21 protein-coding genes are annotated in these 23,163 nt (G+C 53.7%); 6 read left to right on the top strand and 15 right to left on the bottom strand.

Annotated features, from left to right (window positions below; genetic code table 11):
* Positions 1 to 182 precede the first annotated feature (182 nt).
* From RJP21_RS10645 to RJP21_RS10610, 8 genes are all read right to left on the bottom strand, one after another.
* A complete protein-coding gene (locus tag RJP21_RS10645) occupies positions 183 to 2,834 on the bottom strand; it encodes a PBP1A family penicillin-binding protein (protein ID WP_310859238.1) in 2,652 nt (883 codons plus the stop codon).
* A 186-nt stretch (positions 2,835 to 3,020) separates the two neighbouring features.
* Complete coding sequence (gene hfq, locus RJP21_RS10640) at positions 3,021 to 3,260, bottom strand: RNA chaperone Hfq (protein WP_160044396.1); 240 nt, start codon at positions 3,258 to 3,260, stop codon at positions 3,021 to 3,023.
* A gap of 20 nt (positions 3,261 to 3,280) precedes the next feature.
* A complete protein-coding gene (miaA, locus tag RJP21_RS10635; RefSeq protein ID WP_310859237.1) occupies positions 3,281 to 4,273 on the bottom strand; it encodes a tRNA (adenosine(37)-N6)-dimethylallyltransferase MiaA in 993 nt (330 codons plus the stop codon).
* The gene (locus tag RJP21_RS10630) at positions 4,257 to 5,042 is read right to left on the bottom strand and encodes a class I SAM-dependent methyltransferase (protein WP_310859236.1); all 786 of its coding nucleotides are present in this window, start codon (positions 5,040 to 5,042) and stop codon (positions 4,257 to 4,259) included. Before RJP21_RS10630 ends, miaA begins: the two co-directional genes overlap by 17 nt.
* A gap of 54 nt (positions 5,043 to 5,096) precedes the next feature.
* On the bottom strand, positions 5,097 to 7,112 hold the full coding sequence (gene mutL, locus RJP21_RS10625; RefSeq protein WP_310859235.1) for a DNA mismatch repair endonuclease MutL: 2,016 nt from the start codon (positions 7,110 to 7,112) through the stop codon (positions 5,097 to 5,099).
* A gap of 44 nt (positions 7,113 to 7,156) precedes the next feature.
* On the bottom strand, positions 7,157 to 9,844 hold the full coding sequence (mutS, locus tag RJP21_RS10620; protein WP_310859234.1) for a DNA mismatch repair protein MutS: 2,688 nt from the start codon (positions 9,842 to 9,844) through the stop codon (positions 7,157 to 7,159).
* Between the two features lie 65 nt (positions 9,845 to 9,909).
* Positions 9,910 to 11,160, bottom strand: coding sequence for a putative amidoligase domain-containing protein (locus tag RJP21_RS10615; RefSeq protein ID WP_310859233.1), 1,251 nt, complete (start codon positions 11,158 to 11,160; stop codon positions 9,910 to 9,912).
* A 124-nt stretch (positions 11,161 to 11,284) separates the two neighbouring features.
* Positions 11,285 to 11,845, bottom strand: a complete 561-nt coding sequence (locus tag RJP21_RS10610) for an outer spore coat protein CotE (RefSeq protein WP_160044391.1) — start codon at positions 11,843 to 11,845, stop codon at positions 11,285 to 11,287.
* 208 nt (positions 11,846 to 12,053) lie between these two features.
* Here RJP21_RS10610 and RJP21_RS10605 point away from each other — a divergent pair, with 208 nt between their 5' ends.
* Complete coding sequence (locus RJP21_RS10605; protein ID WP_310859232.1) at positions 12,054 to 12,476, top strand: hypothetical protein; 423 nt, start codon at positions 12,054 to 12,056, stop codon at positions 12,474 to 12,476.
* An 89-nt stretch (positions 12,477 to 12,565) separates the two neighbouring features.
* On the opposite strand, the gene RJP21_RS10600 is transcribed toward RJP21_RS10605, so the two are convergent.
* The 5 genes from RJP21_RS10600 to RJP21_RS10580 all read right to left on the bottom strand — a co-directional run bounded on the left by RJP21_RS10600 (position 12,566) and on the right by RJP21_RS10580 (position 18,113).
* The gene (locus tag RJP21_RS10600) at positions 12,566 to 13,546 is read right to left on the bottom strand and encodes an aromatic acid exporter family protein (protein WP_310859231.1); all 981 of its coding nucleotides are present in this window, start codon (positions 13,544 to 13,546) and stop codon (positions 12,566 to 12,568) included.
* 148 nt (positions 13,547 to 13,694) lie between these two features.
* Complete coding sequence (locus tag RJP21_RS10595) at positions 13,695 to 14,543, bottom strand: ABC transporter permease (RefSeq protein ID WP_310859230.1); 849 nt, start codon at positions 14,541 to 14,543, stop codon at positions 13,695 to 13,697.
* Positions 14,544 to 14,549: 6 nt separating this feature from the next.
* The gene (locus tag RJP21_RS10590; RefSeq protein ID WP_310859229.1) at positions 14,550 to 15,326 is read right to left on the bottom strand and encodes an ABC transporter ATP-binding protein; all 777 of its coding nucleotides are present in this window, start codon (positions 15,324 to 15,326) and stop codon (positions 14,550 to 14,552) included.
* Between the two features lie 29 nt (positions 15,327 to 15,355).
* The gene (locus RJP21_RS10585) at positions 15,356 to 16,363 is read right to left on the bottom strand and encodes an ABC transporter substrate-binding protein (protein ID WP_310859464.1); all 1,008 of its coding nucleotides are present in this window, start codon (positions 16,361 to 16,363) and stop codon (positions 15,356 to 15,358) included.
* Between the two features lie 232 nt (positions 16,364 to 16,595).
* Positions 16,596 to 18,113: a carboxypeptidase M32 gene (locus RJP21_RS10580; protein ID WP_310859228.1), complete on the bottom strand. Its 1,518-nt coding sequence runs from the start codon at positions 18,111 to 18,113 to the stop codon at positions 16,596 to 16,598.
* Positions 18,114 to 18,246: 133 nt separating this feature from the next.
* On the opposite strand from RJP21_RS10580, the gene RJP21_RS10575 reads away from it, so the two are divergent.
* The 5 genes from RJP21_RS10575 (at position 18,247) to RJP21_RS10555 (ending at position 20,751) form a co-directional block, all read left to right on the top strand.
* Positions 18,247 to 18,582 (top strand): iron-sulfur cluster biosynthesis family protein, encoded by a 336-nt coding sequence (locus tag RJP21_RS10575; protein ID WP_310859227.1) that lies wholly within the window; start codon positions 18,247 to 18,249, stop codon positions 18,580 to 18,582.
* Positions 18,583 to 18,607: 25 nt separating this feature from the next.
* Positions 18,608 to 19,183: a beta-class carbonic anhydrase gene (locus tag RJP21_RS10570; protein ID WP_310859226.1), complete on the top strand. Its 576-nt coding sequence runs from the start codon at positions 18,608 to 18,610 to the stop codon at positions 19,181 to 19,183.
* A 136-nt stretch (positions 19,184 to 19,319) separates the two neighbouring features.
* Positions 19,320 to 19,880: a PadR family transcriptional regulator gene (locus RJP21_RS10565; RefSeq protein ID WP_310859225.1), complete on the top strand. Its 561-nt coding sequence runs from the start codon at positions 19,320 to 19,322 to the stop codon at positions 19,878 to 19,880.
* Positions 19,881 to 20,001: 121 nt separating this feature from the next.
* The gene (locus tag RJP21_RS10560; protein ID WP_310859224.1) at positions 20,002 to 20,448 is read left to right on the top strand and encodes a hypothetical protein; all 447 of its coding nucleotides are present in this window, start codon (positions 20,002 to 20,004) and stop codon (positions 20,446 to 20,448) included.
* A 6-nt stretch (positions 20,449 to 20,454) separates the two neighbouring features.
* Entirely contained in the window at positions 20,455 to 20,751 is a 297-nt protein-coding gene (locus RJP21_RS10555; protein ID WP_310859463.1) for a YxcD family protein, read from the top strand.
* A gap of 164 nt (positions 20,752 to 20,915) precedes the next feature.
* On the opposite strand, the gene RJP21_RS10550 is transcribed toward RJP21_RS10555, so the two are convergent.
* Positions 20,916 to 21,869, bottom strand: a complete 954-nt coding sequence (locus RJP21_RS10550; protein ID WP_310859223.1) for an aminoglycoside phosphotransferase family protein — start codon at positions 21,867 to 21,869, stop codon at positions 20,916 to 20,918.
* Between the two features lie 336 nt (positions 21,870 to 22,205).
* Complete coding sequence (locus RJP21_RS10545; RefSeq protein ID WP_310859222.1) at positions 22,206 to 23,048, bottom strand: D-alanyl-D-alanine carboxypeptidase family protein; 843 nt, start codon at positions 23,046 to 23,048, stop codon at positions 22,206 to 22,208.
* Between the last annotated feature and the right edge of the window lie 115 nt (positions 23,049 to 23,163).

Here is a 23,163-nt window from a genome sequence, read left to right as displayed (position 1 = left end):
ACACTCAAAATATATACCACTACTATAGCGCAACCTCGGGCCCCAGGAGAAGAAAAACATGATGGATACAACTCCATCCCCTATAGAACCTGCATGCGTAAATTCATTTATCCTTTCCCCAGCCTAAGAAAAAAGAGCCTCCAATCCGTGATTGGAGGCTCTTGATATCTTTTTTTGGTGATTTAAGGGTTGGTTGTCTCGCCCTCTACCGTACCGGTACTGAAGTTATCCACTCTTTGGGTTCCATCCGTGCTTCCCGGATCGGTCGAGCCGCCGTTATCCGGCGGAACGGTTGTCCCTGTGTCTCCGATCCCGGAGCCGGCTCCGGGATCGCCGCCCTGATGGGCGTTCCCGTTACCATTACCATTGCCATGTCCATTGCCCTTACCATTGCCATTTCCATTTGAGTTGCCGTTATTGCTTTGGTTTCCGTTGCCGTCGGTGCTTCCGTTACCCGGATTGCCGGTGCCCTGGCCGTTATCGAAACCGCCGTTCTGGTTCGGATCCTGGCCGGTCATGTCGTCGCCGTTCTGCCCATGATCCCCCATGTTTTCATCCGGCGGCGGGAGCTGCTCATCCTGCTGCGGCTGGATCGTGACGGTCACCGTGTTCGACGGATCGGACTCTTGGCCGGTGTCCGGAGAAACCGCGACCACGTAATACTGGTAAGATTCGCCGGCAACCGTGCCGATGTCATCGATGCTTGTCGTCCGGATGCCGTCCTGCAGCACTGTGAAGTCCCCATCGGATGCCGCCTTGCGGTACAAGCGGTATACGGCGTTGCCGTTGTCGTCGCCGTTCCACGATAAGGAGACGGTTTGCGTGTCGGGACTGTAACTTGCGATAAGCCCGCTGACATGGAGTTGTGGCGTCTCTTGAGCAGGCGGTTCCGGTTCCTTCTCCTTCATGTCGGCCGGCACTTTAAATTCCTTGGCCGGGAAGTTTTCGAGTGCCTGTTTCATCACCTTGCCCCAGAACGCCGCGGCAAGCGGACTGCTGTTGTGCAGCAGATGATCTTTGTCCGGGTTGTCATAACCCATCCACACCGCTGCCGTCAGCTCCGGCGTATAACCGACAAACCAAACGTCACGGTTGGATTTGTTGCCTTTGATGCCGCTTTGCGTCGTACCCGTTTTGCCTGCGACGGGGCGATTGATTCTGGCCTTTTTACCTGTGCCGCTGTCGACGACGTTTTCCATCATCCGCGTCATTTGATAGGCCGTGCTTTCTTCCATCACTTTTTTGCCGCTGTCCTTGTGCTCAAACACGACTTTGCCGTCGCTGTCCACGATTTTCTTAATCGAAAACGCTTTGTAGAACGTTCCGCCGTTGGCAAACGTGCTGTATGCCTGAGCCATTTCCAGCGTGTTGGTGCCTTTGCTGATCCCGCCGAGCGCCATCGCGAGGTTTTTGTCCTCGTCCGTCAGCTGGATGCCCAGCTTCGTCGCGAAATCGTACCCCGCTTTGACGCCGATTTGGTTCAGCAGCCAAACCGCAGGAATGTTCTCCGATTTCGTGATCGCTTCCTCCATGCTGATGGTGCTGGAATATCCATGCAAGTTCGTCGGGCAATATTTGCCGAAGCATTGCTTCTCGTTGCTTAGCGGCGTATTGATGTTGAACTTTCCGGATTCGAGCGCCGGCGCGTAAGAAACGATCGGCTTGAACGCCGAACCCGGCTGACGGCGGCTGTTCGTGACGCGGCTATAGCCCTTACGCTCGTAATCGCGCCCGCCGAGCAGCGCCACCAAAGCGCCGTTCTCCTGGTTCATGATGACCATGGAACCCTGAACCTGCTTGTCGTCCTTGCTTTTTTCAAAGTTGGACGCGTCCGCGAATTCTTTTTCAAGTACTTTCTGCGCATTGGCATCCATCGTGGTGTAAATTTTGTAGCCGCCGATGTTCAGATCGTCTTCGCTAAGGCCCGTTACATCTTCGGCTTCGTTCATGACGTAATCCATAAAGTTCTGGTAATTTTGCTTTTTCTTCGGCGGTTCATAGTCGTAAACGACCTTCTTCGCCTGCTCCGCTTCTTCGGCGGTAATATAGCCTTGCTCGGCCATCAGGTTCAATACGACCGCGCGGCGCTGCATGGAAAGGTCCGGATTGCGGAGCGGGTTGTATTTGGACGGGCCTTTCGGCATCGCCGCCAGCGTGGCCATTTGCCACAATTTCAATTCTTTCAAATCGGATACTCCGAAGTAATATTTCGACGCTTCCTTGATGCCGTAAATCTGGCCGCCGAAATTGATCCGGTTCAAGTACATCGTCAACACTTCGTCTTTGGTCAAATTCCGGTCCAAAGCCAGCGCGATCGACACCTCCGTCGCTTTACGGAAAAAAGTCTTGTCGCGCGTCAGGAAAATGTTTCTCGCCAGCTGCTGCGTGATCGTGCTGCCGCCTTCCACTTTGGAACGGGCGATCACGTCCTTGACGGCCGCACGGCCGATCGACCAGAGATCGACGCCGCTGTGTTCGTAGAACCGTTTATCCTCCGTCGCGACAAAAGCTTCCTTCAGCAGCTTCGGAATGTCCTCGCTGTTGACCGGGTCGCTTTTCTGCAGCGACAGCTCGCCCATCACGTTCCCGTTGCGGTCATAAACCTTGGAGTTTTCATGCAGCGTAATTTTGTCCTTGTTCGCCTGATACAGCCGCTCTCCGTTGACGGAGATGTACAAGTACCCTGCCAACGCGCAAAAAACGGCGATGGCGCATGTAAAAAACAAAGTCCAAAATATGCGTTTGCCCGACAGTTTTCTTTTCTTCTTTTTAGGCGTCTTGGACGGCTGTTCTTTGTTTTTGTTGCCTGTCCGCGACAGCTTATTGTTATCCATGGTGCCTCCTGACTCCCTTTAGGATGAATTTCGAGTTTGGAATGAAAAGAACAACCTTGTCAAGGTTGCTCCGCTCCAGTTTCTATGCCTACAGACATCGCAGCAAGCTGCGTACCGGCCGCTTCGCTTGCCCGCTGTCTATATACTTAAACGAAAATCATCCAGAAAAGTTTCAAAATACGTCCGTTAGCCCTCTTGCTGGGTTTCCTGCATCAATGAAACATTGCGTTGAGGCGTAACCGTAGAAATGGCGTGTTTGAACAGCATTTGCTGCTTACCGTCGGTATCCACGACGACAGTGAAGTTGTCAAACGCCTTGATGGTGCCGCGAATCTGAAATCCGTTCACGAGAAAAATGGTCACTGGGATATTTTCCTTACGCAGCTGGTTTAAGAATGTATCTTGGATATTAATGGATTTGTTCATTTATCCGTACCCCCAACGTTTCATTTAGATTGTTTTGAAGTATATTCAAGATTTGAGAGAAACTTTCCTGCTATTATATCACGGATTTCCGCCATTTTCGCAGAAAAATTTACGGGCTCCGTGACGTCCACCCATGAAATTTCCTTCATGTGGCGGAACCAGGACAGCTGGCGTTTGGCAAACCGGCGGGTGTCTCTCTTGAGGATCGCGACCGCGTCTTCAAGGGATTCGCGACCTTGAAGATAGCTTGCGATTTGTTTGTAACCGAGTCCCTGCATCGAGACCAGGTCGGTTCCGTAGCCCTTGTTCAGCAGCAAAGACACTTCTTCCACCAAACCCTGCTTCAGCATTTCGTCAATGCGGGCTTCAATACGTTTATATAGCATTTGCCTATCCATTGTCAAACCGAGCAGGCATAATCGGTACGGAGACTCCCGGGTTTGCCCTTCAAGTTGGGCCGATAGGGGGATACCCGTCAAATGAAAGATTTCCAAAGCCCTAATAATCCGTCTTTGATCGTTGGGATGAAGCTTTTCCGCGCTGGCCGGGTCCACCGCCTTCAGCCTGCCGTGCAGCGCTTCCGCCCCGTTTTCCTCGGCGAAGGCGGCCTGCTCGTCGCGAAATGCCTTGTCTTCCCCCACCTGCGCGAATTGATAATCGTAGCAGACCGATTCGACGTATAAGCCTGTTCCTCCGACGATAAAAGGGAGTTTGCCGCGCGCGTGGATATCCTGAATCAGGCGGTGGCATTCCTCCTGAAATTCCGCCACGGAATACGGCTCGTCCGGATTGTGGATATCGATCAAATGATGGGGAACGCCCTGCATCTCTTCCTTCGCGATTTTGGCCGTTCCGATATCCATCTCCCGGTACACCTGCATCGAATCGCCGGATATAATTTCGCAATTCCACTCTTTCGCCAGCTCGATGCTCAGCTTCGTTTTCCCGACCGCCGTCGGTCCGACCAGCACCAGCAGTTTCGGTTTATCGATGGGCTCATTTCTCCCTGTCAACGGTGATCACTCCATAAGATATTTTAGAATGGGACCGCTCCTGCTCCGAAAATCCGAGGCGGGCAAATTCGCCGCTGCCCCGCTTTTCTTTCAGCACCACCGTTTTCCGGGCAACCCTGACGGCTTCCTTGATGCTTTCCGGTGAGAGCGGGTCGCTGTTGGCAAACCGCCGGAGAGGCCGGATCGCCGACGAATCCATCAGCGGCTCGCGGAACATCGGGTCAAAATAAACGATGTCCACGCTGCGGTCCGGCATCCTCCGAAGCACGTCCAGATGATGGCCGCTTTCGATCCGGATGCGCCGCATGGCGTCATTGATCTCTTCCACGTTGGAAGTATAATATGCCATTCCCTCGGACAAAAGCGCCGACAGGGAAGCCGAACTCTCGACAGCCGTTATTGCGGAATCCCTGCCGCCTTTGACGGCGAATACGAGCGTATCCGTCCCGAGGCCCGCCGTGCAGTCCAGCACGCTGTCGCCCGGACTCATCAATGCGGCGTCGAGCATCGGATCGCTTTCGCCTTTCAGAATCCGTTTGGCGCGGATAAAACCCATGCTGGGATGAAATTCCACGGTATCGCCCCCCGGCCTGACCAGCCTTGCGCCGCCGTCCAGGACGACGATGATTTCTTCGTCGCCATGGAGCTTCGACATTTTGGCCAGCGAAGTATGGCGCCTCGGCACGTATTGGCCTCCGGTTCGGGAGGCCAAGGCTGCGGCCCGGCGAATGACGGCTTCCCCCGCCTTGTCCCCTGTAGTAATTATCATGACGCTCTCCAATCCTGTCTTTATAGTTACCGAAACGGGTCTTCAAATGTTTCTTTACATAACCCGTTTAAACAGTTTTTCCAAATCATAGGTCGAAAACGATACGACGATCGGCCGCCCATGCGGGCATGTGTACGGCTGTCTGCAGGCTCCCAGCCGGTCGAGCAGCGTTTTGGCCTCGTCTTCCGTCAGCTTTTGGTTGGCTTTGATCGAAGCCTTGCACGAGCAGAGGATCGACGATTTCTCCCGCAGCTTGGCAAGGTCGATCTTGCGTTCGCCAAGCACCCATTCGGCCATCTCCTCGATCAGCGATTTTTCTTCGCCCTTTGGAAACCAGTAGGGATACGAACGGACGCGGAACGTCTGGCCGCCGAAATGTTCCAGATAGACGCCGACCTGCTCGAACCACTGCAGCCTTTCTTTCAGCTGTTCGGCTTCGGAAGGCGTGAATTCCAGCGTGATCGGCAGCAGGAGCTCCTGGGAGGCGTCGGCGGGCTGACCGAATTTTTCGTAATAATATTCGTAATTGACGCGTTCATGGGCCGCATGCTGGTCGATCAGGTACAGCCCTTGATCGTTTTGCGCGATCAGGTACGTGCCGTGATGCTGACCGATGAGCGTCAGCTCCGGAAACGGCGGAATTTCGGCGGGAGCGTCCGCCGATGCCGCCAAGAGCCGGCTCGCCAGCTCGGGATTCGAGCTTGCGCTCGTCCGCTGCGGGGATGGATAACCCGCTTCGCGGTACGAGATTGGCCGCGTTTCCCTGACCATGCCGCCGCTTGCCTGCCAAGCCCCCTGTGAAGAACGCGACGAACCGCCGTACATGCTCGCGTTCCCTGCGGCCGGCCGTTCCTCCGGTTTCGGCGCAGGGGCCGAGTCGCCGCTCCCGGATATCGAACCCGGCAAAGGACGGTTTTCCGGCAAGGCCGAAACGGCTCCGGCTTCCAGCGCGGCCGCCGTTTCTCCCGCATTGACCGGCGGGGGAGCGGCTAAGCCGCGATTCGGGAAATGGAACTGTTCCTGAATGACGGAGCCGCTGTTTTTCCCGCCGACGTTTTGCTTTACCACCTGGGGAATAAGCACTTCCTGCCGCAGCACGCGATGGATGCTTTCCTCTACGAACGGAAACAGCTCCTGTTCCTTGCTGAAACGAACCTCCAGCTTGGCGGGGTGCACGTTGACGTCCACCAGGGAAGGATGCATCTTGATTTCCAGCACGGCAAGCGGGTAGCGGTTAATCGGCAGCAGCGTATGATAGGCCCGTTGTATCGCCTGGTTCAGGCCGTAATTGCGGATGTATCTGCCGTTGACGATCGTGGACACGCCGTTTCGGTTCGACCTGGTCCACTCGGGCAGGCTCACGAAACCGGCAAGCTCGAAATCGAGGTTTTCGGCGCGAACCGGCAGCATCGCTTTCGCGGCCTGCGTCCCGTATATGGCGGCGATAACCTGGAGCAGGTCGCCGTTGCCAAGCGTCTTCAGCAGCTGGTTTTCGTTGTGACGAAGCGTAATCGCGATTTCCGGATGGGAAAGGGCGATTCTGTACATGTAATCGGACACGTGGCCGAGCTCCGTCTGGATCGTCTTCATGTATTTTAACCGGGCCGGCGTATTAAAAAATAATTCCTTGACCTGAATGTCCGTCCCGCGCGGCGCCGGCGTATCTTCTTCCGCTACCAGCTTGCCGCCTTCGACGCGGATGCGGCGGCCTAAGCCGTCGTCTCCGCTAGAGGTCGTCAGCTGCACTTTGGCCACGGCCGCGATGCTGGGCAAAGCCTCGCCGCGAAAGCCGAGGCTGGTGATATGAAACAAATCCCGGCTGCTGCCGATTTTGCTTGTCGCGTGCCGGTAAAAGGCGGTCTGCAGGTCATCCGGCTCGATCCCCGACCCGTTGTCGGTGACCCGGATGCCCTCGAGCCCGCCTTCTTCGACATGCACGTCGATGCGGGTCGCGCCGGCGTCGATGGAGTTTTCCACCAGCTCCTTCACGACGGACGCGGGGCGCTCCACCACTTCGCCGGCGGCAATCTGGTTGGCAATATGCTCGTCCAATATATGAATTTTAGCCATTTCCGTCACCCCTTATCTCATGGCTTCTATCTGCGGCCGGACCGTCACAAGTCCTTGGCTTTCATCTTTAACTCGTTCAGCAGCTGCATCGCTTGAAGCGGCGTCATGTTCATCACGTCCACGCTTTTGATCGCGTCCACGATCTGTTCGAGCGCCGGATCGGGCTTCGCGGCGGAATGGGCCGCCTTCTGCGCCGGCAGTGCTTCTTCTTCGCCGAAAATGGATAGCTGTACGACTTCGCCCGCAGGCTCCTCCGGCTTGACCGGTTCTTCCGCAATCGGGCTTGGAACGGGCAGCGGCTTGGGCGCCTCCACCGCTTCGGCGGCTGCGGCCGCTTGGACCGCGCCGTGTTCGATCCCCTGCAGCAAGTCGTAAGCCCGTCCAATAATCGAGGAAGGCAGCCCTGCCAGGCGCGCGCAATAGATGCCGTAGCTGCTGCTTGCAGGTCCCTGCACCAGCTTGCGCAGGAAATGTACGTTTTCTCCGCTTTCCTGCACGGCCATCGAGTAATTTTTCAAACCTTGAAGGCTTTCTTCCAAATGGGCCAGCTCATGAAAATGCGTGGACACCAGCGATTTGCAGCCGATGATGTCATGCACGTATTCGATGACGGCCTGGGCGATCGCCATGCCTTCGCTGGTCGACGTGCCGCGGCCGAGCTCGTCGATGATGATCAGGCTTCGCGGCGTCGCTTTTTCCGTCATGACCTGGATATCGGCCATCTCTACCATAAACGTGCTCTGCCCGCCGATCAGGTCGTCCGCCGCGCCGATGCGCGTAAAGATGCGGTCGATCATCGGCACTTCGGCCTTTCCTGCCGGCACGAAGCACCCGATTTGGGCCATGATGGAGATCAAAGCCACCTGGCGCATATAGGTGCTTTTCCCGGCCATATTCGGGCCGGTAATGAGCAGGATCGCGGCCTCGTCCCGCGTAAGCTTCGTTTCGTTCGCGATGAAGGAAGACTCCTTCATCACCGCCTCCACGACGGGATGGCGTCCCGCTTCCACGACAAGGTCATAACCGTCGGTAAGCACCGGCTTCACAAATCCCTGCTCGGCGCTGACCGCGGCCAGCGACTGGTAAACGTCCAGCTCCGCCACCTTTTCCGCAAGCTGCTGCAGCCTCGAAATTTCGGAAGCCAACTTTTCCCGCAGCTCAGCGAAAAGAGCGTATTCCAGGTCGACCATTTTTTCCTGGGCTTCCAGGATGAGGCCTTCCTTTTCTTTCAGCTCCGGCGTGACGTAACGTTCGGCATTGGTCAGCGTCTGCTTGCGCTCGTACCGGCCTTCGGGCAGGGAGCCGACGTTTGCTTTGGTCACTTCGATGTAGTAACCGAACACTTTGTTGAATCCGATCTTCAGCGACCGTATGCCCGTAACCTCGCGTTCCTTCGCTTCCAGCTCGGCGATCCATTTTTTGCCGTTGACGCTTGCTTCCCGCAATTCGTCCAGCCGCTCGTTGCAGCCCGGCTTGATGAGGCCCCCGTCCCTGACGGACACGGGAGGATCTTCGACGATCGTTCGCTCGATCGCTTCACCCAAGTCCCGGCAGTCGTCCATTTCGTCCGCGAGACGGCGCAGCGTAGCCGATGACGAAGACGCGCACAGGTCCTTCAAGGCGGGGATTTGCCGGAGCGACAATTTCAGCGCGTTCAAATCGCGCCCGTTGGCGCTCCCGAACGCGATTCGCGCAACGAGACGCTCCAGGTCGTAAATTTCGTTCAGGGAAGCCTTCAGGTCTTCCCGCAAAATAAACTGGTTGTATAAATGATCAACGGCCTCCAGCCGTTCTTCGATCGCTCCCCGGTGAAGCAGCGGCTTATCGATCCATCGCCGCAGGAGCCGCGCTCCCATCGACGTTTGCGTCCGGTCCAGCAGCCAGAGCAGCGAGCCTTTCTTGGAGCGGTCGCGCACCGTCTCGACAAGTTCCAGATTCCGGCGGGTAAACGGGTCCAAAATCATATAGTTTCCGGGTTCATACGGCGAAATCTGCGTCAGTTGTCCGAGCGAACGCCGCTGCGTTTCGCTCAAGTACGATATGAGCACGGCGACGCAGCGGCGGCGCTCCGGATCCAGACGGGCCCATGCCGCTTCCCCGAATTGGCTGCGCACCAGGCTTTCGTCTTTTTTATCCCACGGCGTATACACGATCGGACGGCTCCACTGGATTTGCTCCGCTTGGATCAGCTCCAGCATGCGGTTGTCGCCGATCATTTCCGCAGGTTCGTAAATGCCGATTTCGTCCCGAAGCCACTCCACGGAAGAGGGCACCGACGTCACGTACAATTCGCCCGTCGATATGTCGCAGGCGGAAAGCGCCATCATCCGGTCGCTTTCCGTGACGCAAACCAGGTAGTTGTTCGATTTGTCCGCGACGGTTTTGCCTTCCATGATGGTACCCGGCGTGATCACCCGGACGATTTCCCGGCGAACCATGCCCTTGGTAACGGCCGGATCTTCCATCTGCTCGCAAATCGCAACTTTATAACCTTTCTCGATCAGTCGCTGTATGTAACCCTCAGCCGAGTGATAGGGAACTCCGCACATCGGTATGCGCTCATCCCCGCCGCCCTCGCGGCCGGTCAGCGTAATTTCAAGCTCCCGCGACGCCTTCACGGCGTCTTCAAAAAACATCTCGTAAAAATCGCCTAAACGAAAAAAAAGGAATGCATCCTTTGCCTGTTCCTTGATTGCCAAATATTGTTCAATCATTGGCGTATATTTTGCCATGACTTACCTCCAACCTCGAACTTTGCTCATGCCCTATTATAGCAGAAAACGCAATGATATCATCATCAAGGCCGAATTGGAATATGCCACAGCGGCCGGATGTCTCGGCTTTCGTCCCATGATCCTCCCCGCCGGATGTGGCGCAGCAAAGGCTGGACATGCTTTTCCGCTTCCTTGTAATCTTCCAAGGCTTGAAGGTCTGCCAGCAGCGGCTCCAAATATTCCCTGACGACGTCGCGCTGACCCGCATAATACGCCCGGTGGAGCCGTTCGTCCCGATCCAGCGGGCGGCGCTTCAGTTCGCCGTGGTTCGCCGCGATCAAATAGGCCAAATAGACGATCCCTTTGGTCAGCATGGGTGAGACGAGAAAACTCGGCAAGGTCCGGTATTCGAACCCGCCGTGGGGCTGCCTGCGAAAATCGCCGAGGTATCCGTATTTCGGGCGCCTTAACTGGCTGCCCGGCGCTTCCAGGACGGATACGGGAAGCGTCAAATAGTTGTCCAGCGCCCGCAGCAGCTCCGCCGTCAACACGATCCCGCTAAAATGAAGATGCCCTCCGAGGGGAAGCCCGGATTTCGGCATCCCGCCGGCGAGCCAATGCAGCGACCGATCGCCGATCATTTCCCCGGCCATGCGGAGCGTCCTCATCAGCCCGATGAGCAGGCCGCGCGGGCTTTCGCTTGGCTGCGGGCGAAGCTCCGCAATCGGATATGCGGTCCCGCCTTCCCCGTGCACGGCGTCGCAGCCTACTTCCCCTTCCTTGTCAAGGAAACGCGATGCAGGAACAATCTCGCCGTTCACAGGATCCACGATCAGAAACTCCGGATCCATGCCAAGCATAAGCGACCGGCCGTTTCCCATTCCCTCCGCCTGCCTTTGTTCCTGTTCCCGTGCCCGCTTGTAAAGCATCTCCAGTCTGGAATTCCCGATCCAAGCCGAAGGCGTAATCTTTTCGACGGCATACTTCCGATCGCCTCCGGCGGATACAAGGAGGACCTCCCCGGAGCTTAGTCCGAGCGCATAAAGGCTGCGGACCGCCAACTTTTCCAGCTGCTTCAGCAAGGAGGGGGAGGCGGCCGGATCCCTACCGATGGCGACCGGGATCCGCAAGTTTCGCCCCGCCCCCTGCACACCGGCGATTTCGATGGCATGCAGCCCAGAAACCTGGACGGCGTATCTGCTGCGGTACTCCCCATTCCCGTCCCGGTTTCCGCCGGGAACGAGCAGCGAGCCGACCCCGGACCTGAGCAACCGCGTATGCCTGCGCTGGACGGACCAACTGCCGAATCGTTCCGCTTCTTCCCGACTGTCCATGGGTTCCCTTCCCTTCCGCACGAAAATTTTTCGGGCAAAAAAATAAAAAAGGAGGGCATCCGCCCTCTACGCCGCCGCCCTCTCGACATATATTAAACCATACCTCTTTTCCAGCTTCCCCGATTTACAATTCATCATCATCCAGCAAATCGGGATCCAGATCTTCATAATCCCCGTCGTCGCTGAAATCGAATTCCTTGTCTTCGTAATCGCCGTGGCCTTTGCCGCATACGAGCACGCGGACTTTGGTTTCGGCCACCAGCTCCACGCGGAACTCGCGTTCCACACGGATGATGACGTTGCCTCCCCCGGACGAAACACTGGCTTCAACGCAGCTCGGTTCCTGCGTGGCCTCCGCAGAAACCTCCACGGTTGAAGCCCGGTGTTTCGGATCGAGGTACGAAAGCGGGACTAATTCTACATAAGATACCGTTTCTTTCGCGACGTCGGTTTGAGAGTTTTTGTCATAGGAATACCAGATGTTGATATCGTAAGTACCAATAACTTCAATTCCGTCGCCTGCGGCAACCGCTTCGTACTGATGGTTTATAATCCATGCCCCCAAAATACTGGTCGGATTATGAGGCGGAGTCACGGTATGTGTTACGGTAGAGAACTTACGACCTTTGCCGCAGATCGCTTTCGTGATGATCTCTCTACATTGATGTTTATCGCTTAATGACATCTTTGAACCTCCTCCATACAATCATTCACTTAAGTGTATGCAGGACATAGGCATTTGTTGATTAAACGAGCATAAATGAATGAAATAATCTTCTTCCCCGCGAAAAAAGAATCGGAGCAAATTCACGAAAAACGCAACATTTCCGGCAAAAAAAGCGTTTGGAAACTAAAATATAGAAAAACTTGACTCTTTTGCGGCGGGAGTAGATATGAAGAAAAGAACGCTGATCTACCAGTTATTGATTGGTGCGTGGTTGCTTGGAGGTTGTTCAGGCCCCTCCGGACCGGCTGTGGAGGTAACGTTTACGCCCAATGAGGCGATCGCCAAAGCCGTTCGTGAAAGCCGCCAAACCGATTTTCCCGGGAAGGCCGGCGAAATCGCAGGCATCATCAAAGGGGGCGGACCGTCGCCGGGCATACGCGTGCCCGGAAGTTTCATATCGTCCGCCGAAAAACTGGACGATTCCGTCTACCTCGTCACGCTGACTGAAAAGTGGAGCGCCAAAGATTTCAGGACGGAAGGAGCAGCGCCTGACTGGGACTTAAGCTATTCGTGGCAGTATGAGGTCAGTCCTTCCGAAGTAAAGCTGGTACAGGAGGGCGGTGATTTTCCGCCCCAACACGTGGAATAATGCGGTCCCCAAAACAAAACCCCTGCCGGCATACCAGGTTCAGTTGGAAGTCTGCGGCAAGGGTTTTTCGTTTGGAGCTCTAAGCTTATTTATTTCGATGCGATCGCGGTTTTCCGGGCAGCCACCGAGGTCGGCGCCTTGTTTTTCTTGGCCAACTTGAGGTAAAGCGACAGCTCGCGGTTCAGCTGCAAAATAGCCGATCGGATCTCGAATTCCTCCCGGGTGGCGGGCAGGTCCATCTGCCTGAATTCCTGCTCCAACCGGTTCAGAAGAAATTCCGTCCGCCCGGTGTAAATCTCCTCCGTCACGTCATGGCTAAGCTGATCGAAGAGTTCGGCGACACCGTCGGCCTGCGGCAGCTTGCGATAGACGTGGGAAATCAGCTGCATCATGTTCTGAATCGATTCCAGTTGCTCCTTCCGCATGTAAAAATAGATGCTCCAGGTTTCGTCGGGATGAAGCATCTGGTTTTCCATCGCCCGGTGCGCCGCCTCCTGGCCTTTCCGTATCTCTTTCCCGGCTTCGATGATTTCTTTGCCGTCCCATATATCGTCAGGGTTGCGCAGCGACTCCGCGATCATCGAAAAAATGATCGAGAACTGCCGATCCACCCGTTTGCGGATTTCGACCATTTGGTCGGCAGCGCGCGGCATATACGCCAAATTGACAATCAACGCCGAACCAAGCCCGATGATCAGCAGCTCGATTTGCGTCCAAAGCGAGTGCAGCGTGATGATTCCGTTTCCATACACCCGGAACACCACGACCGAACTCGTGACGATGCCTTCCTTGAAATTGGCGCGCGCAATGGCCGGAAACGCGACCAGGATATAGATCGCCAGCACCCAGTAATGGAAACCCAAAATTTCGAATAACACGCAGGCGAACACCAGCCCGAGGAGCGACGCAAAAAACCGGGCCGAAATCGTTCTGACGCTCCTTTTGCGGGTGACGTCCACGCCCAGCACGGCAAGCAAGCCCGCGGACAGCGGTCCCGTCACACCTAAAGCATCCGCCACCAGGATCGCCATCAACGTCGCAATCGCTGTTTTAATGACCCGAAAGCCCATGAAACCGCCTCTTTCTTGCAGAAGGATCTCAAAATCCTTCTTCTTGTTGACGTATTCCATGGTAGCGGATTTCGGCGGCCAACACAATGTTACGCGGGGCTGGCAGCTCCGTTTCGGAGCAAATGTCCCGATTTCGCAACAAATTCGGTCAGCGCCGGTGGACCAGCAGCTTACGTTCAACGTAAACCACCAGCTGGTACATGGCCGTCGCCACGACGGCGATTATCAGCAGGCTCGACAGCACCAGCGTAAAATTGAACACCTGAAAGCCGTAAATGATCAAGTAGCCGAGCCCCATTTTCGCAACCAGAAATTCGCCGACGATGACGCCGACCCAAGCCATGCCCACGTTCACTTTCAGCGTCGAAATGATCGTCGGAAACGATGCGGGCAAAATCGCTTTGCGGAAAACCTGCGCTTTCGTTCCTCCGAACACGCGCACCACCTTGATCAGGTTCGCATCGACCTCGCAAAAGCTGTTGTAGACGACGAGGGTCGTCACGATGACGGTGATCGACAGCGTCGTCACGGTAATGGACAAAAATCCGGCCCCGAACATGACGATAAAAATCGGTCCCAATGCCACCTTCGGCATGCTGTTGAACACGACCATGTACGGGTCAAGCACCTTGGACAAAAACGGGGACCACCAAATCAGCACCGCAATGAGCGTGCCAAGCAGCGTTCCCAGCACAAATCCGGCGACCGTTTCGCCGACGGTAATGCCCAAATGGCCCCAAAGTTCGCCGCTGGCGATATCCTTTCCGATCTGCGCGAACACCTTCGACGGGTAACTGAACAGCAGCACGTCGATCCATTTCAGCCGGCCGGCCGTTTCCCATAACGCAAAAAACAACAGCAGAATCGCCAGTTGAACCGAAAGCACCTGGAATCGCTGTCTCTTTTGACGTTTGAGATGCGCCTGATGCAGCGCTTGTATGCCGTCGTCCGGATGAGCGGGCGTACTTACGGTAATCCGGCTGTCCAACAATGACATTTCCCCTCACTCCTTATTCCCGGCGCTCTCCATTTCGCGCCAAATTTCATGAAACAGCTCGTTGAAGCCCTGTTCTTCCCTGGCAAGCAGCGGTCTGGCGCTCCGGATATGCTCCGGCACTTCAAACGATTTCAGGATCCTTCCCGGCCGGCTGCCCAGCACGATGACCCGATCGCTGACCGCCGCCGCCTCGGACAAATCATGCGTGACCAGAATCGCCGTTTTGTTTTTTTCACGGAGCGTCCCCGCGATGAGGTCTTCAAGCTGCAGCTTCGTTTGGTAATCCAGGGCCGAAAAAGGTTCATCCAGCAGCAGGATGCCCGGATCGGTCGTCAAAGTTCGCACGAGCGCCACGCGCTGCCTCATCCCGCCGGAAAGCTGCTGCGGGTATAAATTGCGGGTTTCCTCAAGCCCCATTTCTTCGAGAAGAGCCGTGGTTCGCGCCAGATGCTCCTCATCCAGCCTCCCAGTTAGCTCCAGACCGATCGAGGCATTTTCGAATATGGTGCGCCAAGGGAAAAGATAATCCTGCTGCAGCATATATCCAACCTCGGCCGTAGGTCCTTCCACTTTGCGTCCGTAAACGAACGCCTCGCCTTTCGTGGGCTTCATCAGCCCGGCGATGATCGAGAGCAGCGTCGTCTTGCCGCACCCGCTAGGTCCGACAAGACTTACGAACTCCCCCGGGTATACCTTCAAATCCAAACCGTCCAGGGCCAGCGATGCTTCGCGGTCACTGACGTATACGTGCGTAATATGCTGTAAATCGACTACCGGCTCCATGCTTCCACTCTCCTTTCGGCGCTGGAATGCTATTTGACGGAAGATTTGGCTTTTTCGGCAAAGCTGTTGTCGACGATCGCTTTTGCCGGCACTTTCTCCTTCAGCTCTCCCGCCTGGCTCATCACATCCAGCAGGTTATTCCATTCCGCGTCGTCCACGATCGGATCCGTTGCGTACGTCCCCTGATCTTTATAGCGTTTGACGGCGGATGTAATGATTTCTTTATCCGAGTCCTTAAAATAAGGCATAACCGCGTCGGCGATCTCCTCGGGACTATGCTGCTGCACCCAGTTTTGCGCTTTTTGCAGCGCGTTCGTGAATTTCTGCACCGTATCGCCGTGTTTTTTGATATAACTCTGTTTCGACATAAACACCGTATATGGCAGGTGGCCGCTTTCTTCGCCGAAGGATGCCACGACACGCCCTTTGCCTTCCTTCTCGAAAATCGACGCCTGCGGCTCGAACAGCTGCACGTAATCTCCCGTTCCGGATAAATACGCCGACGCGATGTTGGCAAAATCGATGTTCTGGATCAGGTTCAAATCCTTTTGCGGGTCGATGTTATGCTTTCTCAGCGTGAATTCGCCCGCCATTTGCGGCATGCCGCCTTTGCGTTGGCCAAGGAAATTGCTTCCTTTAACTTCGTTCCAATCAAGCTTCCCTTCCGCCTTCCTCGCCATCAAAAACGTCCCGTCCGTCTGCGTCACTTGGCCGAAATTGATGACCGGATCATCCGATCCCTGCTGATACACGTAAATCGACGTTTCCGAGCCGACCAAAGCGACGTCGATCGCCCCCGACAACAACGCCGTCATCGTCTTGTCGCCGCCCGGAATCGTCTGCAGTTCGACATCCAGCCCTTCTTCCTTAAAAAATCCTTTTTCCAGCGCCACATATTCAGGGGCGTAGAAAACGGATCTCGTGACTTCCCCCACCTTTACCTTTTCAGCGGTTTTGCTGCCCGAGCAGCCCGAAAACAACATTCCGCACAGGACTAGGGAGAAAAGTCCGATCCAGATTCCGCGTTTGTTCATCATCATGCGCCTTCCTCCATCCTCTTCATGAGCCTACTGCCATCATATGCATGAGCCCAGCAAAGGGTTATACACCCAAGTGAAGAATCCATGGCACAAGCCTCAAAATGAAGCGGCGTTGCCGGGTGGAAAAACGGCTTTTAATAAAAAAGCCCCGAGCTCGAGTCCGCAACAAAACGTCGCGGACATCGGCTTCAGGGCCAGGATCGCTTGCCTATTTCATTTTGAAAAAAATTTACAGCTTATAGATTTCCTTGTATTTCTCTTCCAAGTAGTCGGCCAGATAATCCGGGTTCAGTTCTTCGCCGGTAACCTGCATGATGATTTCCGCAGGCGTGCGGCTTTTGCCGAAGCGGTAAATTTTTTCGGTCAACCATTCCTTGATCGGAATCAGGTTGCCTTCACGGATGTATTGGTCGAGCTCCGGCAGTTCCTTTTTCATCGTATTCATCATTTGGGCGGCATACATGTTGCCGAGGGAGTAGGATGCGAAATAGCCGAAATCTCCGCCGGACCAGTGAACGTCCTGCAGGACGCCAAGGCTGTCGTTCGGAGGCGTGATGCCAAGATACTGCCGGTATTTTTCGTTCCATACCTTCGGCAAATCCTTCACTTCAAGGCCTTCGTTAAAGATCATTTTTTCGATTTCGTACCGGATAATGATGTGCAGGTTGTACGTAAGTTCGTCCGATTCGATCCGAATCAGGGAATTTTCCACGCGGTTCACCGCACGGTAGAAGTCGTCGAGCGACACGTCCTGAAGCTGCTGCGGGAAATGCTTTTGCAGATCCGGGTAATAACGCTCCCAGAACGCGCGGCTGCGGCCGATGATGTTTTCCCACAAACGGGACTGGGATTCGTGGATGCCCATCGACGTGCCTGTAGCGAGCGGCGTTCCCGCCAAGTCTTTGCTGATGTTTTGCTCATACAAGGCGTGTCCGCCTTCATGCAGGGAGCTGAACAATGCGCTCGTCACGTCATCCTGCAAATAATGGGTCGTAATCCGCACGTCACCGGAGTTCAGTCCGATGGCAAACGGGTGAACGCTTTCATCAAGACGTCCGGCGTCGAAATCATAGCCCATTTGCCCGAGGATGAAGAGCCCCATTTTTTCCTGCTGCTCCTGTTCGAAAATTTGGTCCAGGAACGTCGTGTCCGGCTTGTTCGGGGATGCCTGGATCGCCGCCACAAGCGGCACGAGACGGTCGCGCAGCCGCCCGAAAACTTCATCCAGTTTGGCGACGGTCAACTCCGGCTCATATTTATCGAGAAGCGTGTCGTACGTCGTGCCCTTGACGCCCCAATAGCCGATGAACTCCTTCAGCAGGTCGACGATTTTGACCAGGTTCGGCTCGAACGAAGCAAAATCGTTGTTTGCTTTCGCTTCCTCCCAAATCGTCTGCGTATGTGCGGATAACACGGAAAACTCCTCGATTTTTTTCGCGGGGATCCGTTTGTTCTCGTCGTAGTCCTTTTTGCATTCCTTCACGATGCGGCGGGCCGTATCATCAAGCTGGCCGTCGACTTCCGGCCGGGTGAAATAGTCTATGTACTCTCCCATTTCGTCGGACACGCGCAGCTTGAACTGCTCGGCGGACAAGGTGCCGATCACGCCGGAACGAAGCTCCACGCCTTTTCGCGGCGCGCCTGTGCGCAGGTCCCAATGCATGAGCGAGATCGCTTCATTGTATGCGGTAATTTTGCGGACAAGTTCCATAAAAGCTTCCCATTTTGCTTTGACATCGTTATTCATTTCAAGTTTCACCTCGCCACGTATTTTTGCCTTACCTCTTGATGATACTTTTTGCGGAAAGTATAATCAATATTTAATACGAAGGTTCGCTGTCAAAAGCCGGATGCGGTTATGCGAAGGAGGCGATATCGCCATGGATATCCGGATTACGGAACGCGCGCTGCGCTTTTTGCGCGGTCGGATCGGCAGCCGGTCTTCCCCCGTCAGGCTCGTTTTCGACTCGGAAGGCTGCGGCTGCGGAGTGAACGGCGTCCCCGCTTTGTGGATTTTGCCCGAAAGGGACAAAGACGATCTTGAAATACATAACGCGGACATCCCTGTTGTCATCAAACGGGACCACGCGGTATATTTCGAAGAACATTTGTATCTCGACTCCGAGGAAACGTACCCTTCCTTCCGGCTCACGGGGGACGGCCAGCTGTACGGCCAAAACATCCGGCTGCTGGACAAGCGTGAGGCCTCACTTTAAATCAAACGAAAGGTTGTGTTGCATCATGAGCCAAATTTCCGAAATTATGGAGTATAACCGTCAATTCGTCGAAGAAAAGGAATACGAAAAATATTTGACGGGCAAGTTTCCGGACAAAAAGATGGTTGTCATCACCTGCATGGATACCCGCCTCGTCGAGCTTCTGCCCAAAGCGATGAACCTGAAAAACGGCGACGTCAAAATCATCAAAATCGCCGGAGGCATCGTTTCGCATCCGTTCGGCAGCGTCATGCGCAGCATTCTTGTCGCCCTTTATGAGCTAAAAGCGGACGAAGTCATCGTGGTCGGACATTTGGATTGCGGCATGGCGGCGCTAGACGGCGAACATATGATTCAGGAAATCCGGAATCGCGGCATATCGGAGGAAGTCCTGTCGACGCTCGAACATTCCGGTATCGACCTGAACAGCTGGCTGCGCGGTTTCAAGGACATCAAAGCAGGGGTCACCGGTACGGTCGGCCTGATCAAAAACCACCCGCTCCTGCCGTCCGGCGTTCCGGTTCACGGCATGATCATCGATCCGAACACCGGCGCGCTCGACCTGATCATCGACGGATACGAACAAGCCCAGTCCAAATAACGCAAGCTTATTCATAAAATTGTCAAACACGGATACCTGTATCCGTGTTTTTGTTTGCCCGCTCCGGTTGAAAACCATACAGTTTAAGTGTACACTTTTTGATGAAAGAACATATCACGTATGGGAGACATTGCAAATGAACACGTTATCCTACGGATTACTGGCTTTTTTGGCGCGGGAACCTTCCTCGGGTTATGACGTCATGTTAAAAATCCAGCCGTTTTGGCAGGCTAAGCACAGTCAAATTTATCCTCTGCTTGCGCAAATGGAGGAAAAGGAGCTTCTAACCTCGCATTGGGTCAAGCAATCGGAAAAACCCGATAAAAAAATCTATTCGATCACCGACAGCGGCATACGAAAACTGAAGGAATGGATGTACATGCCCCTTCCGGATCCCGTCACGAGGGATGAGCTTTCGATGAAAACGTTCTGCATGTGGCTGACCGACCGCGACAACGCCATCGAAATCGTGGAAACGAGAAAAACTTATTTTACCCGCAGGCTCGACTTCTTCAACAAGATGCTGACAAGTATCCCTGAAGAAAAGCGCACGTTCGGCAATCGCGAATTTTACGACTACATTCTCATCAAAAAGGGCATATTTAATGCGACGGCAGGGAAAGATTGGTGCGAATGGGTGCTGGCCATGTTAAGGGAACAGCAGATCAAGGAAACGTCGGCCCAAACGGTGAACTGAATTCAAAAATTTAAATAGTTGTATATTTTTTTATCAAAAAATGAAACTTTAAGATACTAAGCACGTAAAGCATGGTAGGCAGCTTTCATGCCAGCAAAATATTCGGGAGGTATTTGACTTCATGATGAACAAATCGCTCAAAAAATGGGTCATGATCGTCATGGCGTTTACGTTTTTCTTCGCCATCACGGTTCCTGCGGACAACGCGGATGCGCGCCGTGGCGGTGGCGGCGGATTCAGATCCGGAACGAAAGGGTTTACCAACACGCCGAAAAAATCGACGACTACGGATAACTACAAAAAATCCACGAATACGAGCAATTCCACGACAAGCGCTCCTGCCAAGCGCGGATTTTTCAGCGGCGGAGGCTTTTTTAAAGGGCTGATGATCGGCGGTCTTGCCGGCATGCTGTTTGGCGGATTGTTCGGCAATATGGGCTTCTTCGGGGATATTCTCGGCCTTCTTATCAACCTGCTTGCGATTTATGTCGTCATCGCCCTTGTCGTCGCAGCGGTGAGAGCCTTTAAAAACCGGCGCAAACCGGATACGCGCAACGGACGGTATTAAGCCATGATGATTCTCACGATGGATGAAATCGTCAATGCGATATGCCTTCACATCGCCGAACGCAAGCAAATCCGTCCCCAGGACGTTCAAGTCGAGCTGTTTTGGGACGAGGATACCGGTTATTCCGCGGAGGTATGGGCCGAAGGGCGAAGCCAATATCTGGTGGAATCGAACATGATCGAAGCGATTATGCGTTATTTGTACAGCGAATACAACATTCGCGCATACCGCGAACAGATTGCGCTCGATCTGGACGAGGAGATTACCGCGCACGTCGATGTGGAAATGGAGCAGGCGTACTGATTTTTATATAAGAAATGGAAAAAAAGCATGGGACCTAGGTTCCATGCTTTTGTTTGAATTCGGGGTATCGTATACGGAATTGTAAACCTAGATCCATCCCTATAAAAACGGCTGCTATTCATATCATGCACAACGAAACTTTGGGCTCGCTCGAACCGAGCGGACTAATATATGCCTTCGTCGATTTCTTCCAGTTCTTTCGCCAAGTTCTCCATCGTATGCGCTCTTTCCGTTTCCGTCTGTCCATCGAACAGAAGCTGCTCGATAAACTCCCAAATGTCCTCCAGCTTGCGACGATCTTTGTAAAACCGAAGCGCATCGGGATGAATTTCGAAGTCTTTATGTTTTTTACGATAAATCTCAATAAATTCGGGATAATACGGCTCATCGATCAAAAACATCAAGTCGGATTCGACCGGCGCCAATCGCAATCCTTCCCAGTCGATCAACATCAGCTGCCGACCCGCTTGCATTAAATTCCAAGGATGCAGATCGGTGTGGCATAAAACCATTTTGAGCTGTTCGCTTTTTAAGGATTTCGATAACCTTTCGACGCGTTCGACCAGGCTAAACATCTGTTCCAAGCGAGGTTCGACCACTGTTTTGACGTCAGCCGGCATTGTGCCGGATGTTTGGCTCGTGACGCCCTTCAACTGGCGCAAAAACGGAACGTCAAAATGCTCCTTGATTTTTTCCGTATTCACGGGGATTTCGTCTCCGTAGGAATGAAGCTCCGTAATGATTTCGGAAAACTGGAACGTTTGCGCTGCGGTCAACTTTTTATCCCCGACCGTTTCTCCATCGATAAAATCATAAAGCATGTAGATCCCTTCATCGTCTTCGCACTTGTATTTTCCGGAAGCCGTTAACAAGGGCACGGGTATTTTGCCTTGTAAAAGGCTGTTTTGCGTAAGCCATCCGAGAATAGGCGCATATTCATCGATTAAGGCCGTCCATTTGGGCGTCGACGTTCTTCTTTTTTCATACATTTTCAAAAAATAGCTGCGGTTGCCCGCGGATATTTTGTAAGCGAGCGCTGCCCAGCCTCCCTGACGAGGTACAACCTCAGTTGGTTCTATATGGTAATGATGTTTAAGAACATTAAAAATGTTGTTCACAGAGTCTTCCCCTCTCTTTCAAACGTATCACAATACACAGCAACCTCAACGTTGTCCTTGTTTATCACTTTATATAATTTATGGTCGAACCCGCCTATTTTAATCCCCGCGTTTTTTCTTCCCGGAAAAATATGTAATTCGGCCCCTACGTCTTATATATTATCCTATCTCCTGCAACGTTTGCGAGCACGGGGACATCCACGATATTCTTGGCGTGAAACCTGGGCCATTATATGGCATCATCCAAACGAAAAAGCATGGGACCGCTGTCCCATGCGCTGCCCCATGCTTTTGTTTCGAACTCATCTATTGCGGCCGAACAATCTATACGAAAAACTACTTCCCGCGAGAGTGTCTCCGGGTCATTTGGCGATCAACGAAACGACGCTGCAAAGAAAGATCCAGCAGTCCGGCCATTTCCTTGTCTCTCTTCCGAACCGTAGGTTCGCCCATGACGACCGCAACGACCCGGGTTCCTTGTTTTTTGGCCGTAGCGGTAAGACAATACTTGGCTTTATCCGTAGTTCCAGTCTTTAATCCATCCACGCCCCGATATTTTCCAAGCAATGTGTTCGTATTTTTCAGCATCATTCGTGTTTGGTTATTCCTAGGTATGATTGCATATTTCAAAGAAGTTAACTTTAAAATCCTTTGATGCCTTAGTAGCGATTTAGCGATGATAAACATGTCATAGGCACAGGAAAAATGATCTTTATGATCCAATCCGTGCACATTTACGAAATGGGTATTCACCAAGCCAAGCGTTTTCGCTTTGTTGTTCATCAGCTTGACAAAGTTGGCTTCGGTGCCGGCCATATGTTCGGCCAACGCAACCGTCGCATCGTTGCCCGAGACAAGAACAATCCCCTTGAGCAGGTTCCGGAGCGGCATGACCTCCCCCGGTTTTAAGAAAAGACTTGAACCTTCCGTCGATGCGGCGTGTTTGGATACCTTTACAAGATCGGTCGGTTTTATTTTTCCCTGCTGCAGCATTTCCATGGCTAAAAGCAACGTCATCATTTTTGTCATGCTGGCGGGAGGCAATTTCTTGAAGGGATGCTTTTGAAATAATATGTTGCCTGTATTCAAATGAACTGCAATGGCAGATTTGGCAAACTTAGCGTACTTCATTCGAACGCTGCATTCTTTCCGATTCCGACATCCGTTTGGTTTAGACACCCTGCTGTTTTGCTCGTTTCCAACCGATCTTCCCCCTTCACAGGAACGCAAGCCGATCCTCGTCAAAACAATGTATGCCTCTGAAATATCCTTTGACAAGGCTTGTATCACGGTT

Source organism: Paenibacillus sp. VCA1 (genome assembly GCF_031583795.1).
In the GTDB taxonomy this organism is placed as follows: Bacteria; Bacillota; Bacilli; order Paenibacillales; family Paenibacillaceae; genus Paenibacillus_AQ; species Paenibacillus_AQ albilobatus.
Note: the sequence above shows the minus strand (reverse complement) of the source record. Positions and strands in the feature narration are given on the sequence as shown.